Consider the following 14,015-nt stretch of genomic DNA (forward strand, 5'->3'; position numbering starts at 1 on the left):
GTTTAAAGGAACAGATAGATATTCGCATATCGCCGCACGGGAAGTCAATCACTCGCGGCCCTCGACTCTCTCCCGCGTTGCACACGCCTGACAACTACGGCACATCTGCTCTTGACAACGCTCGAGCGAGTCGGGCATGCTGGCCAAGCTGTTCGTATTACCGAACTTGCGTTCCGTTATAAAGAACAGCAGCACCCGTCCGACGAAGGAGTCGAATTGAGTACGGACACTGCAGGCACCGCTGAGGCGGAGAGCACGATCCTCGGGGGTCGTGATGTGGTCTAACGCGCTTCGACGGCTGGGTTACGGCCTCCTGGTCGTCCTGCTGGTCACGTTCAGCGTGAGCCTGCTGCTCAACTTCGCACCCGGTTCCGTCGCACAGACGATCCTCGGCGAAGAGGCGACACCCGAGAGCGTCGCCGCACTGAATGCGTCACTCGGATACGACCGCCCGTTCATCGTGCAGTATCTCGACTGGCTCTGGCACGCGATACGCGGCGATCTCGGATCATCACCGATCACGCACATCCCCGTGATGCAGTCGATCGTCGATCGCATCCCCGTGACACTGGAGATCGCGCTCCTCGCCCTGGTCATCTCGCTCCTGATCTCGATTCCGCTGGCGATCATCTCCGCGAGCCGCCCTGACGGAACAGTGGATCGAACGGTGAGCGCGATCACATCCGTCTTCCTCTCGGTTCCCGCGTTCGTCGCCGGCCCGCTGTTGATCTTCGCCTTCGCGGTGAACATGAACCTCTTTCCCGCACTCGGGTGGGTTCCCATCGAAGACGGCCTGGGACGCAACCTCCGAGCGGCCTTCCTCCCCGCGCTGGCGGCAGCGATCACCGAGATCGCCGCCTTCCACCGCGTGCTGCGCTCAGACCTGATCAGCACCCTCCGTGAGGACTACATCGCCGCTGCTCGAGCGAAGGGCCTGTCCGGCGGCTACGTCATGTTCCGGCACGCCTTCCGCCCTTCATCCTTCTCACTCCTCACCATCTCCGGGTTGAGCCTCGCGCGCCTGATCGGAGGAACCATCATCGTCGAGATGCTGTTCGTGCTCCCCGGCCTGGGACAGTTCATCGCGAATGCCGTCACCACGAACGACGTCATCGCCGTGCAGGGCGTGGTCGCCTTCATCGCACTCGTCTTCGTCGTCGTCAACATGGTCGTCGACATCAGCTACGGACTCATCGATCCCCGGGTCCGCCGCGGACCCAGGGCCAGGAAGCGCGCACGCCCGAAGACCCTGGAGGTCGTCGCATGATTCCCACCATCAGCATCACGACACGCCCCGGCAGGAAGATCGGTCGCACAGTCGCCCACAGCGGCAAGCCGGTCATCGCTCCACTGCGCAAGCAGTTCTCCGTGCTGGTCTGGTTCTCCTACATCTGGATCACTCTCATCGTGCTCCTGGCGATCTTCGCGCCGGCGCTTCCGATCCCGAGCTACGACGAGATCGCGGGTCCGGGCCGTCAGGCGCCGTCATTGAGCGAACCGTTCGCTCTGTGGCTGGGCACGGACGCAGTCGGTCGATCGCTCATGTCGCGACTGATCTTCGGAGCTCAGATCTCCCTGGTCGTCGGAACCTGCGCGGCCGCCATCGGCGTCACGGTCGGGATGTTCCTCGGTCTCATCGCCGGGTACTTCCGTGGCGGCGTCGACTGGGTCATCACGCTCATCGCTGACGTCGTGCTGTCGTTCCCGGTGCTCGTGCTCCTCCTCGCGATCACCGCGATCTTCTCGCCGAGCATCTGGGTCCTTCTGGTTGGCCTCGCAGTCAGCAGCATCCCGACGTTCACTCGCCTGACCCGCGCCAACACCATGGCATGGGCGAGTCGCGACTTCGTCCGCGCAGCGAAGAACATGGGCGCCAGCAGCAGCCGGATCCTCGTCCGGGAGATCCTTCCGAACGTCGTCCCCTCGATCGCCGCGTATCTTCCGCTCGTCATCGCCGCTCTCATCGTGGCCGAGGGTTCGCTGAGCTTCCTCGGCCTCGGTGTCCCGCCGCCCACTCCGAGCTGGGGCGGAATGATCAACGCCGGAGCCGCAGTGCTTCGCGCACAGCCCTACATGACTTTCGTTCCCGCAGCGGTCCTGTTCCTCACGGTCTTCGCGCTGAACCAGGCCGGAGAGCACCTTCGGCAGCGGTTCGATCGCGGCGCCTGACCCTCATACCACCCCTTCACCAACCCGTCCTACCCTGAGAAAGAAAGCTGGTCATTGTGATTTCAAAGAGGAAATCCGCGCTGGTCGCACTCGCGACTGCAACGGTGCTCGCCCTGGCCGGATGCGGTGGCGCCGACTCCGGCAGCCCCGATGCCGGCGCTCCCGTCGGGGACCCCATCAGCGGCGGTACCCTCCGTGCCGTCGAGGCGTTCCCCACCAACGGATTCGACCCCGTGCAGGTCTTCAGCTCGACGTCGACGCCGATCACATACAGCGCGCTCTACGGCGACTTCCTCGTGCCCAATCCTGAAACGGGCGAGTCCGACTGCAACATGTGCGAGAGCTTCACGACCTCGGACGACGGGGCATCGTGGGACATCGTCCTGAAGGAGGGGATCGAGTTCTCCGACGGCACCCCTTTCAACGCCGAAGCGGTCAAGTACAACTGGGACCGCATCAAGGATCCGACGAACGGCTCTGCGAGCGCCGGATTCGCCGGCCAGATCGCTGAGACCGAGGTGGTCGACGACCTCACACTCAAGCTCACGATGTCGGCGCCCAACCCTGGCTTCGTCTCGAACTTCATGGTCTACGCACTGCAGTGGATCGCGTCACCCGAAGCCCTGGAGGCGGGCCCGGAGGCGTTCAACAAGAACCCGATCGGCGCCGGGCCGTTCACCCTCGAGAGCTGGACGCCGAACGGCATCACGAAGCTCGTCCGCAACGACAACTACTTCGACTCTCCTCGCCCGTACCTCGATGCGATCGAGGTGCAGGGCGTGTCCGACACGACGCAGCGGCTCAATTCGTTGATCTCCGGAGACGTCGACGCCATTCTGAACTCCGATGCCTTCGCGTTCAACGACGCCGAGGCCGCGGGTTTCGTGAATCACCAGTACCAGTTCAACGGTGGCACCGGACTGATGTTCAACACCTCGAAGGCGCCGTTCGACGATCTGCGCGCACGCCAGGCTGTCGTGTACGCGCTCGATCTGGCGGCCATCTCGGACGCGGCAACGGGCGGCTACCCCTCCGTCCCGACGACACTCTTCCCGGAGGACTCTCCGCTCTACGCTGACGTGCCTCTCTCGCAGCACGACCCCGAGAAGGCACAGGAGCTCTTCGACGAGCTGGCCGCCGAAGGCAATCCGTTGAACTTCTCCTACTCGATGACTCCAGGACCGTCCGCGCAGGGCACGTTCGATTCGATCCAGTCGCAGCTGAAGCAGTACGACAACGTCACCGTGCAGGCGGATCAGAAGCCTGCGAACGAGGCCGGAGTGTTCACCACCGCCGGTGACTACCAGTTGACCACGTCGTCGATGGCGTTCACCGAGCCCACCGGTCGCCTGTGGGGTGCCCTGCACAGCAAGGCAGGAGCCTCGAACTACTCGCGCTTCAGCGACCCGGAGACAGACGCGGCTCTCGATGCCGCAGGAAAGGCGCAGTCCCCCGAGGAGGAGGCCGCCCAGTACGAGATCGTGCAGGAACGTCTCGCCGAGCTCGTGCCCTATGCGCTCGTCAGCGCCTACTACAACGGGTTGATCACCACCGACAAGGTTCAGGGTGTCGTGATGTACGGCTACACCACACCGCGTGTCGCTGAGATCTGGCTGCAGCAGTAGACCCGAGCGGGGTGCTCCGACCGCGGAGCACCCCGCATCATCCGCAAGACTCGACGAAGAAAGGCACGCGATGAGCGACAGCAAGCTGCTCGAGGTCACCGACCTCCACGCCTACATCGGCTCCCCCCGCGGAGTGGTGAAGGCCGTCGACGGGGTGACCTTCTCTCTGGATCACGGAGAAGCACTCGGCATCGTCGGGGAATCAGGCTCCGGAAAGTCGGTCATGGCCCGCGCGGTCATGGGGCTCATGCCCGCGCGATCCGCGTTGACCGGGTCCGTGCTGTTCCGAGGTCGCGAGCTGCTGAGTCTGCGGAAGAAGGAGCTCGCGGAGATCTGGGGCACCCAGATCGCGATGGTCTTCCAGGATCCGGGCCGGTCGTTGAACCCCGTCGTGCGGATCGAGAGGCAGCTGAGCGAGACGATGCGCCGCCATCTCGGAGTCTCCAAGTCCGAGGCGCACACCCGATCGCTCAAGCTGCTGCAGGAGGTCGGTGTTCCCGACCCCGAACGACGGTTGCGGGCCTACCCGCACGAGCTGTCCGGCGGCATGCGCCAGAGAGTGATGATCGCCGTCGCCCTCGCATGCGAACCGGAACTGCTGATCGCCGACGAGCCGACGACCGCATTGGACGTCACCATTCAACGCCAGGTCCTCGATCTGCTGCGACGCATCCAGCTCGAGCGGCGCATGTCCGTCATGCTCATCTCCCACGATCTCCATGTGGTCGCCGGACAGACCGAGCGGGTGGCCGTCATGTACGCCGGGCGACTCGCCGAAGTCGGGCGGAGCCACACGGTGTTCACCACGCCGCAGCACCAGTACACCAGCGCGCTGCTCGGTGCGACCCCGACCATCGAGCACGCTCGGCATGCACCCCTCAACGTGATCAGGGGATCACTCCCCTCCCCGACGGATCCCCCGGCCGGATGCCGTTTCGCCGCCCGGTGTCCTGCCGCCACCGAGGAATGCGCCTCGAACCAGCCGCCGATGATCGCTGTCGGCGCCTCTGCCCCCGAGCACGCGGTCGCGTGCTTCCACCCTGTGAACACGAAGGAAGGTGAGCTCATTGGCCGGTAGTGGCAGCGCACATCTGCGTGGAGACGCGGCGGCATTGTCCGTCGAAGACCTCGAGGTCGAGTACCACACGTCGTCGGGCTCGTTCAAAGCGGTCGCCGGGGTGAGCTTCGACCTCTTGCAGGGTGAGACTCTCGGAATCGTCGGCGAATCCGGCTGCGGCAAGTCGACGACCGGTCGGGCCGTCCTGCGCCTCGATCCGATCGCGGGCGGCACCGTGCGCTTCAAGAACGAGGCGATCGAGCAGGTCAGCTCTCGACGCATGCGAGAGCTGCGACGCGAGATGCAGATGATCTTCCAGGATCCCGTCAGCTCACTCAATCCGCGACGCACCGTCAACGAACTCGTGATGGAGGGAGCCGCGATCGACGGCGCCTCCAAGAAGGAGCGATCGGCAGGAGCGCACGACGTTCTGATGCAGGTCGGACTCCCGAGCGAGAGATTCTCGGAGATGCTCCCCCGCCAGCTCTCGGGCGGGCAGGCGCAGCGCGTGGCGATCGGGCGAGCCCTCGCCGTGGAGCCCACGCTGCTCATCTGCGATGAGCCGATTTCGGCGCTGGACGTCTCCGTGCAGGCCCAGATCCTGAACCTCCTCGAGGAGCTCAAGAAGAAGTACGACCTGTCGATCATCTTCATCGCGCACGACCTCGGCGTCGTTCGCAGCTTCAGCGACAACGTTCTGGTCATGTATCTCGGCAAGACCTGCGAGTTCGGCGACTCCGTCGAGGTGTACGAGCGTCCGGCTCACCCCTACACGCGCGCCTTGCTCGACTCCGTCCCCAACCCCGAAGTGGAGGGCGGGTTCACCGGGCCTGCGCTCTCGGGTGACATCCCCTCGCCGCTGAATCCACCCTCGGGATGTCGCTTCCGCGCTCGTTGCCCTCTGGCTCAGGAGAAGTGCGCGCAAGAAGAGCCTGCGATGCGCGAAGTGAGACCGGGCCAGTACGCCGCCTGCCACTTCCCGCTGGACTGACACACTCCCGACCATCACCCGAGTTCTCACCGCAAGGAGCACGACATGGCAGAACGACTGCCCGATCCCCTTCTCCCCTGGGCACACGAGATCGCCGCGCAGCATGCAGCCGAGCGGCACACCGACGGCCGGAAGTGCCGCGGTTCGATCGCGCTCATCGACGAGGCCGCACGGCTGCGAGGCGTCGCAGCCGTGCGAATGGGCCGCGCGGTGTCGCTGGAGCGCGAGATCGAGACGAGACCCGCGCAGCTCGCGAAGCTGGCGGATGCGATGGCGAGAGAGAAGGAGCAGTGGCAGGCGCTGGCCGTCGTCGAACTCCCCGACGGCCATGGCAGCGTCGAGCTGGAGGTCATGGCCGGCGCGCATGGTCGAAGCGCTCACGGCGGCGACATCATCAGGTACGACGCCCATGGGATCCACAACACGCACATGGACGGCCTGGCGCACATCGGCGCCGACGGCACGTGGCACGGGGGCATCCCCATCGAGGACTCGCAGACCGACGAGGACACCATGGTCGCCTGGGCGCAGCACGGCATCGCGACCCGCGGAGTGCTCCTGGACATCCCCGCCGTCCGGGGCACCGAGTGGGTCACCGCCGAAGAACCCGTGACGGCGGAAGACCTCGACGCCGCGCTTGCCGCCACCGGGGTCGAGATCGAACCCGGTGATGCGCTCATCATCTACCAGGGGCGAGACCGCTTCGAGGCAGCAGGAAACTCGTACACGCCAGGCGCCGTGCTGCAGCCGCGCCCCGGAGTCGGCGAGTCGGGAGCTCGATGGATCGCCTCGGCCGGCGCGGGCCTCGTCGTGTGGGACTTCCATGACGGGCGGAGCAACTCGATGCATCGTCTCGAGGTGCACGACCTGATCTGGGCGATCGGGCTGTGCCTCGTCGACAACTCCCTCATCGGACCGGCCGCCGCCGCACTCCGCGCGGCGGGGACGAGCGTCGGCCAGCTCATCGCTGCCCCCACGGCCATCCACCGCTCGACCGGTGTGATCATCAATCCGCTCTTGCTCTACTGACCGCCACCCACTCAGGAGAACTCAATGAACACCACACTGGACGGCTCGGTCTCGGTACCGATCGCCGACCTCGACACCGACCACCCGATCGGGCGGTTCCCCGAGGGGTTGCGCCTGGTCGGTACCCGCTGCAACCGCTGCGGCACCGCGATGCTCGGCGAGCGGATCGTCTGCAGCAACTGCGTGAGCGAGGACGTGACTCGCGTGGGCCTGCCGGAGACGGGCACGCTCTATTCGTTCACCCGAATCCATGTCGGCGGCGACAGGCCCCGCGCGATCGGGTATGTCGATCTCGACGGCGTCGATGTGCGGACGCTGACGGATCTGAGCGATGCGGCCGGCGATCTGCGACCCGATACGACAGTCCGCCTCGTCACCGATGGTGACGCATGGCACTTCACGCCGATCGCCGACAAGTAACCCGAAGAAAGGCTCACCATGAGTGACAATGTGCATGTGATCTCGGCCGCGATGATCCCCTTCGGCAAACACCGCAGTTCTTCGTATGTCGGACTCGCAGTTCCGCCGCTGATCGACGCCCTCCGCGAGGGCGGGGTGGAGAAGTCCGACATCGACGCCGTCTTCGTCGGCCATTCCTACGGTGGAATGATGACGGGGCAGCGGATCTGCAAGGAGATCGGCCTCGGAACCATCCCGACCGTCAACGTCGACAACGCCTGTTCGAGCGGCGCCACGGCGATGCACCAGGCGTGGTCGGCGATCAGGGAAGGCGTGATCGACGTCGCTGTCGTCATCGGCGTCGAGAAGCTGACGCAGTTCGGCGGTGGAACCCTGCCTCTCTCCCCAGAAGACAGAGAGGTGAAGCAGGGCATCATCATGCCCGCGGTCTATGCGATGCGCGCCACGCGCTATCTCTACGACACGGACGCGACCGCGGAGGACCTGGCGCTGGTGAGCGTCAAGGCCCGCAAGCACGGAGCGCTCAACCCGTTCGCACAGTTCCAGAAAGAGGTGACGGTCGACGAGGTGCTGCAGGCGCGGCCCGTCGCAGACCCCTTCACCCTGCTCATGTGCTGCCCGACCGGAGACGGCGCGGCGGTCGTCGTCCTCGCCTCCGACCGCGCCCGCGCGAAGCTCGATCGCTCGCCCAGCATCCGGGTCGCGGCGTCCGTGCTGCACTCGGGCCATGTCGCAGAGGGCTTCCGCGATATGACGAAACCCGAGATCAGTTACGACTCCGCTCGCGACGCCTACGCACAGGCGGGCATCGAGCCGAAGGACCTCGACATGATCGAGCTCCACGACGCCTTCTCGATCGCTGAGCTGATCTATTACGAAGCATTCGGTCTGGCTGAGCGCGGGCACGGAGCGGACCTCATCCGAGACGGCAGGACGACCTTCGGGGGCGATGTCGTCGTGAACCCGAGCGGCGGGCTCCTCTCGAAGGGTCACCCGGTCGGTGCGAGCGGCGTGGCACAGATCGCCGAAGCCTATTGGCAGCTCACCGGGCAGGCCGGACGGCGCCAGATCGATGACGCGAAGTGGGCGATGACCCACGTCACGGGCGGGGGCACTGCCGGCCTGGATCATGGCGCGTGCACCATCCATATCTTCGAGGGAGCGAGATGAACAGTGCGGACCAGCCGCTGATCGGACTGCGGGTCGTCGATCTCACGACGTTCCTCTCGGGGCCGTCCGCCACCCAGCTCCTCGGCGACCTCGGCGCCGACATCATCAAGGTCGAGTCGATCACCGGTGATTCGAGCCGCGGGATCGCCGGGCCGAGCATCGGCGACGAGAGCGCGTACTTCCTGGCGAACAATCGGAACAAGCGGAGCATCGCGATCGATCTGAAGTCCGACGCGGGAATGGCTGTGCTGAACCGTCTGGTCGATTCGGCCGACATCGTGATCGAGAACTTCCGCCCGGGTGTGATGGCGAGGCTGGGCCTCGCCCCCAGCGATGCTCTCGCCCGCAGACCGGACCTCATCTGGGCGTCGATCAGCGGCTTCGGCCAAGAGGGACCCCTCAGCGGCCGCCCCGCTTACGACATGGTCGTGCAGGCGATGAGCGGCGTCATGAGTCTGACGGGGCATCCCGGAGCGCCGGCCGCGAGGCTCGGCATCCCTGCCGGAGATGTCGTGGCCGGTCTGTACGCCGTCATCGGTATTCTCGCGGCCATCCGTGCGCGTGACGTGTCCGGAACCGGCCGCCTGATCGATGTCTCGATGCTGAAGGGCCAGCTCGCCATGCTGTCCTACCAAGCGCTGTACACCCTGGTCACCGGGGTCGCACCGGCCCCGCAGGGCGCCGGACATGATTCGATCGCGACCTATCGTTCGTTCCGGGGAGGCGACGGCAAGGAATTCGTCGTCACCGCCAACACCCAGAAGATGTGGGAGTCTCTCTGCACCGTGGTCGGGCACGACGAGCTTGCATCCGACGCGCGCTTCATCGATGCCGCACACAGACTCGACAACCGACACGCTCTGTGGGAGATCCTCGAGAGTGCGTTCGCGTCCGCGCCGTCATCCCACTGGGTCGAGGCGCTGACGAACGCGTCGGTGCCGGTCGCCCCGGTGAAGGACGTGCTCGAAGCGCTCGGCGACGCGAGGAGTGCGGACGACGGGTCGCTCATCGACGTCGCCGGGGAGTCCCATGCGTTCGAGAACGTCGCGACGCCCATCACCTTCGCCGGTGTCGAGGAGCAGCCCGCAACGTATCCGCCGGAGCTGGGTGCGCACTCGCTCGAGGTTCTCACCACGGACCTGGGCTACTCGATCGACGAGGCTCAGGCGCTCGTCGACTCCGGGTGCGTGCTGACCAACGACCCGGCAGGAGCACGCGCGTTCGCTCAGCAGATGCCGGCAGGTTGACCGACCGGCATCTGCCGATCCGCAATGACGTTCGAGGTCATCGCAGAATGCGATGGCTAGTCGGTGGCGACGCGGATGAGTTCTCGCTCCTTCACCGAGGGTGCCGCCGCTGCAGTCTTGCCCTTGTGTGCGGGGATGCACGCCGACACGATTGCCGCGACCACGGAGACGCCGGCACCGACGATGAGCGCGACTCTGAAGCCCTCCTCCGACGGAACATCGACGCCGCCGATCGGATTGGTCATCTGCGCCAGAACGACACCGATCACCGCAGCGCCGATCGTTGTGCCGAGCGAGCGCATCAGTGTGTTGAAGCCGTTCGCCGCGGCGGTCTCGCTGCGCGGAACCACACCCATGATCAGCGCCGGCATTGCGCCGTAGGCGAGAGCGACGCCACTGTTGATGACGATGCCTGTGACCAGCAACCCCCATGTGCTTCCCATGCCGAGAAGTGCGACGCCGTATCCGACGGCGAGGATCCCGACGCCTACGACGAGAGTGAACTTGGGGCCCCGCGCGTCGGTCATCCGCCCACCGACAGGCGAGAGCAGCAGCATCATGAGTCCGGCGGGCGCCATCCACAGCCCCGCGGCAAGGACGGACTGCCCAAGCCCGTAACCGGTCGCCGCGGGTAGCTGCAGGAGCTGCGGCATCACGAGCATGCTCGCGTACATGCCGAAGCCGACGAAGATCGAGGCGATGTTGGTGAGGAGCACGCGAGGGCGAACGGTGGTTCGGAGGTCTACGAGCGGGTCCCGCGTCTTGGTCTCCCAGAGACCCCACAGCACGAAGACGACGAGCGCGAAGCCCAGCAGTCCGAGCGTGATCCAGGATGACCAGCCCCATTCCGTTCCCTTCGAGATGGCGAGGATCAGAGCGACCAATCCTGCGGCGAGGCCCAAGGCGCCGACCCAGTCGAAGCGCTGGCCTCTCGCCCCTGGAGGCAGGACGGGAACGAGCGTCCATACAGCGACGACCACGAGAACGGTGATGGCCGAGCCGGCCCAGAACAGGACCCGCCAGTGTGCGAACTCCACGACGGCGGCCGACAGCGGTATTCCGATGGCACCGCCGACCCCGAGCGTGGCGCTCACGGTCGCGATCGACGACGAGAGCTTCTCGCGCGGCACTACGTCGCGCAGCAGAGCGATTCCCAGCGGGACCATTCCCGATCCGATCCCCTGCAGCGCACGCCCGACGATCATGACCTCGACAGTCGGCGCGACCGCGCAGACGATCCCGCCGACGATCAGCGGCACGGCAAGCACCAGGATCATCCGTCGCTTTCCGAACAGGTCGCCGAGCCGTCCGGAGATCGGTACGGCGACTGCTGCGGCGAGCAGGGTCGCCGTGACGATCCACGCCGTGTTCGCCGACGAGGTCGAGAAGATGACCGGGAACTGGGCGATCAGCGGCGTCACCATCGTCTGGGTGATCGACGAGGCGATGCCCGCAAACGCGAGTACGGCGACGATCACGCCCGGGCGGCGAGTTCGGGTGGGTGCGGACATGAGGGCTCCCATCGGGGCGACGTGCATCATGCACTGCGTATGCATAGTGCATATGTACTATACACAAGATGCAGTAGGCTTGGAACCGGATGAGGAGAACCATGGAACGTCGTATCGCAGACATCGAGTACGAGCAGATGGTGCAGAGCCGATACGCGATCGCCCAGTTGCAGCGCAAGACCGATGAGGAGCTCGAGCGAAGCGCCTATCTCCTGCTCAGCCGCATCGACGCCGAGGGCCCGAAGTCGATCGGCGAACTCAGTGAGATCTTCCGGCTCGACGCGTCAACCGTCCAGCGTCAGACCGGTTCAGCGATGCGCGCCGGGCTCCTCGATCGCATCCCGGACCCCGCAGGCGGGATCGCGCGCAAGTTCCAGATCACCCCAGACGGCCGAGATCGGCTCGCGACCGTGCGCGAGCGATCTGTGACAGCTCTCGAGCGGATCCTCACCAAGTGGACCGACGACGAGGTGTCGCAGTTCGCAGACATGCTCCACCGGTTCAACGCCGACATCGAGAACTACACTTCTGCTCGACGCTGACCCGCGCCAAGCTCTGCCCTCAGCAGTCGCGGACAGCGCCGTCAGTCGGGCGCTTGTAGGGCAGGTACGCCTGCTCGCCCCATCGTCAGGCGCTCCTGAACGGGGCCGCGCGGACGATCACGTCGCGCGCGGCCCCGGTGCCCCTCCGATCACGCGCGGCCGGAGGCCTGCCGCGTGCGTCGAGACAGGCTGTCTGTCACGACGGCCACGAGGAGAACTCCTCCGATGATGATGTATCTGACGGGATCAGGCAGCGAGAGCAGGTTGAGTCCGCTGAAGATCGCGTAGATCACCAGGATTCCGAGCAACGCCGACCACGCCCGCCCACGGCCGCCGAACAGACTGGTTCCGCCGATGACGGCGGCAGCGATGGCGTTGAGGTTCTCATCCGCCGCAGCGGTGGCGACAGAGGCAGATCCCGCACGCGCAGCGAGCATGAGTCCGCCGATTGCGGCAAGGGTGGAGCAGATCACGAACACCGAGATGTACACACGGTCGACTTTGATGCCCGCGCGACGTGCAGCCTCCACGTTGCCACCGATCGCGTAGACGGACCGCCCCCATCCGGTGCGACGCAGGGCGATGTCCAAGACGATCGTCAACCCGACGAAGATCAGAACGGGAACGGCGATACCGCGCCCGCCATCGCTGTACGTGAACAGGATCGGCAGTGAAAGAACCACGAAGATCACGACGGATGTGATGACCAGGGACTTCATCGAGGGTGCGGACAACCCGAAGGAAAGACGCCGACGCCGCCCGGACAGACCGACGGCGAGATGACCGATCATCGTGAGCGCGAGCAGTCCGAGTGCGACTCCGAGCGGCACGAAGGTCTGGCCGACCTGAACCAGGAAGGTGTCTCGCGGAAGCGCGATCGAGTTGGCGGGCCCCGTGGAGATGACCAGTCGCTGAAGGCCCTGCAGCGCGAGAAGGCCGGCGAGGGTGATGAGGAAGCTGGGAACACCGAACCGCGTGTAGAAGAACCCGTAGATCATCCCCACGACGACGCCCGAGACCAACGCTGCGACGAGGGCGAGCACCTCAGGCCACCCCTGGTTGACTGCGCCCACAGCGAAGACCGCGCTCGAGAGTCCAGCGACCGATCCCACGGAGAGATCGATCTCTCCGAGTAGCAAGACGACGACGACGCCGAGGGCCATGAGGCCGACCGCCGCCGACTGCCAGAGAAGGTTGGACACGTTGTACGCCGAGAGATAGTTCGGATTGAGGATCTGGAAGATCCCCCCGATGACGAGCAATCCGACGATGACCGGCAAGGGGCCGAGCTGGCCGCTGGAGATCCGGTCCTTTGCGGTGGAGATGGCGCCTGCGAGTCCGCGCCCGGCGATGAGGCGCTCATCCTGAAGATCGAGTGGGGTGGTGGCATTGGTGCTCGTGATGGTCATGCTCGTCGTCCTTCCGACGTGGTGGTTCGGATGGTCGCGGTGTCCGCGATGCGCTTGTTTCGCGCAGTCACGACGTTGTCGCTGGCTCCGGTGATGGCGGCGACGAGCGTCTCCGTCGGGGTCGTCGCATCGAAGATGCCGTTGTTCTTGCCCAGGCGGAGAACCAGGATGCGATCCGCGACAGCCTGCACGTCGGCCATGTTGTGGCTGATGACGATCACGCCGAGGCCCCGGTCGCGGATGCGCTCGATCAGATTCAGGACTTCAGCGGTCTGTGCGACTCCCAGCGCAGCGGTCGGTTCATCGAGAAGGATCAGCTTCGGCTCACCCAGGAGAGAGCGAGCGATCGCCACGGTCTGACGCTGACCGCCCGAAAGTGAGGCGATCGGAATGTGGACAGAGGGAATCTTCGCCGAGAGCTGCTTGAGCAGATTCCAGGACTGATGCTCCATGGCCGCCTCGTCGAGCATGCGTCCTCTCTTCATCTCCTTGCCGAGAAAGAGATTGGCGACGACGTCGAGGTTGTCACAGAGCGCCAGGTCCTGGAAGACGGTGGCCACTCCGGCCTGCTGTGCATCGCCGGGGCCCCCGAAGTGCGCAGGCTCGCCATCGAGAAGGATCTGGCCGCCATCATGCTGGTACACGCCGGCGATGATCTTCACGAGAGTGGACTTGCCTGCGCCGTTGTCGCCGACCAGGGCGACCACTTCGCCTCGGCCGACAGAGAGGGTGATGTCGGACAGCGCCTGGACAGCGCCGAACCTCTTGTTGACCCCGCGGAGTTCGAGGATCGGAGTGGCGGCATCCGCCTGTGGGTTGGTAGAAATCGAAGACATTCGTTCGGG

13 protein-coding genes are annotated in these 14,015 nt (G+C 65.5%); 10 read left to right on the forward strand and 3 right to left on the reverse strand.

Features of this window, described 5'->3' with window-relative positions; genetic code table 11:
* Positions 1-274 precede the first annotated feature (274 nt).
* The 9 genes from ASF80_RS17030 (at position 275) to ASF80_RS17070 (ending at position 9,708) form a co-directional block, all read left to right on the forward strand.
* Positions 275-1,267 carry an ABC transporter permease gene (locus ASF80_RS17030; RefSeq protein WP_056313274.1) on the forward strand — a complete coding sequence of 331 codons (993 nt, stop codon included), beginning with the start codon at positions 275-277 and terminating at the stop codon, positions 1,265-1,267.
* Positions 1,264-2,169, forward strand: a complete 906-nt coding sequence (locus ASF80_RS17035; protein ID WP_056313276.1) for an ABC transporter permease — start codon at positions 1,264-1,266, stop codon at positions 2,167-2,169. Before ASF80_RS17030 ends, ASF80_RS17035 begins: the two co-directional genes overlap by 4 nt.
* A gap of 56 nt (positions 2,170-2,225) precedes the next feature.
* Positions 2,226-3,794 (forward strand): ABC transporter substrate-binding protein, encoded by a 1,569-nt coding sequence (locus ASF80_RS17040; protein WP_157521111.1) that lies wholly within the window; start codon positions 2,226-2,228, stop codon positions 3,792-3,794.
* A 70-nt stretch (positions 3,795-3,864) separates the two neighbouring features.
* A complete protein-coding gene (locus ASF80_RS17045; RefSeq protein ID WP_056313280.1) occupies positions 3,865-4,872 on the forward strand; it encodes an ABC transporter ATP-binding protein in 1,008 nt (335 codons plus the stop codon).
* Between the two features lie 34 nt (positions 4,873-4,906).
* The gene (locus ASF80_RS17050; protein ID WP_200934825.1) at positions 4,907-5,842 is read left to right on the forward strand and encodes an ABC transporter ATP-binding protein; all 936 of its coding nucleotides are present in this window, start codon (positions 4,907-4,909) and stop codon (positions 5,840-5,842) included.
* A 45-nt stretch (positions 5,843-5,887) separates the two neighbouring features.
* Positions 5,888-6,871 carry a cyclase family protein gene (locus ASF80_RS17055; RefSeq protein ID WP_056313285.1) on the forward strand — a complete coding sequence of 328 codons (984 nt, stop codon included), beginning with the start codon at positions 5,888-5,890 and terminating at the stop codon, positions 6,869-6,871.
* A 24-nt stretch (positions 6,872-6,895) separates the two neighbouring features.
* Positions 6,896-7,291 carry a Zn-ribbon domain-containing OB-fold protein gene (locus ASF80_RS17060; RefSeq protein ID WP_056313286.1) on the forward strand — a complete coding sequence of 132 codons (396 nt, stop codon included), beginning with the start codon at positions 6,896-6,898 and terminating at the stop codon, positions 7,289-7,291.
* 18 nt (positions 7,292-7,309) lie between these two features.
* Positions 7,310-8,461 carry a thiolase family protein gene (locus ASF80_RS17065; RefSeq protein WP_056313289.1) on the forward strand — a complete coding sequence of 384 codons (1,152 nt, stop codon included), beginning with the start codon at positions 7,310-7,312 and terminating at the stop codon, positions 8,459-8,461.
* Complete coding sequence (locus ASF80_RS17070) at positions 8,458-9,708, forward strand: CaiB/BaiF CoA transferase family protein (protein WP_056313290.1); 1,251 nt, start codon at positions 8,458-8,460, stop codon at positions 9,706-9,708. Before ASF80_RS17065 ends, ASF80_RS17070 begins: the two co-directional genes overlap by 4 nt.
* 56 nt (positions 9,709-9,764) lie before the next feature.
* Here ASF80_RS17070 and ASF80_RS17075 read toward each other — a convergent pair whose 3' ends face one another.
* Positions 9,765-11,219 carry an MFS transporter gene (locus ASF80_RS17075; RefSeq protein WP_056313705.1) on the reverse strand — a complete coding sequence of 485 codons (1,455 nt, stop codon included), beginning with the start codon at positions 11,217-11,219 and terminating at the stop codon, positions 9,765-9,767.
* 101 nt (positions 11,220-11,320) lie between these two features.
* Between ASF80_RS17075 and ASF80_RS17080 the strand changes: the two genes are divergently transcribed.
* Positions 11,321-11,761 carry a MarR family winged helix-turn-helix transcriptional regulator gene (locus ASF80_RS17080; protein WP_056313293.1) on the forward strand — a complete coding sequence of 147 codons (441 nt, stop codon included), beginning with the start codon at positions 11,321-11,323 and terminating at the stop codon, positions 11,759-11,761.
* Positions 11,762-11,910: 149 nt separating this feature from the next.
* Here the strand turns inward: ASF80_RS17080 and ASF80_RS17085 are convergent, their stop codons facing one another.
* Both ASF80_RS17085 and ASF80_RS17090 read right to left on the reverse strand, forming a co-directional pair.
* On the reverse strand, positions 11,911-13,170 hold the full coding sequence (locus ASF80_RS17085) for a sugar ABC transporter permease (protein WP_056313295.1): 1,260 nt from the start codon (positions 13,168-13,170) through the stop codon (positions 11,911-11,913).
* On the reverse strand, positions 13,167-14,006 hold the full coding sequence (locus ASF80_RS17090) for an ATP-binding cassette domain-containing protein (RefSeq protein ID WP_056313297.1): 840 nt from the start codon (positions 14,004-14,006) through the stop codon (positions 13,167-13,169). Before ASF80_RS17090 ends, ASF80_RS17085 begins: the two co-directional genes overlap by 4 nt.
* Positions 14,007-14,015: the final 9 nt, after the last annotated feature.

The sequence above is a fragment of the Microbacterium sp. Leaf159 genome (assembly GCF_001423615.1).
Taxonomy (GTDB): domain Bacteria; phylum Actinomycetota; class Actinomycetes; order Actinomycetales; family Microbacteriaceae; genus Microbacterium.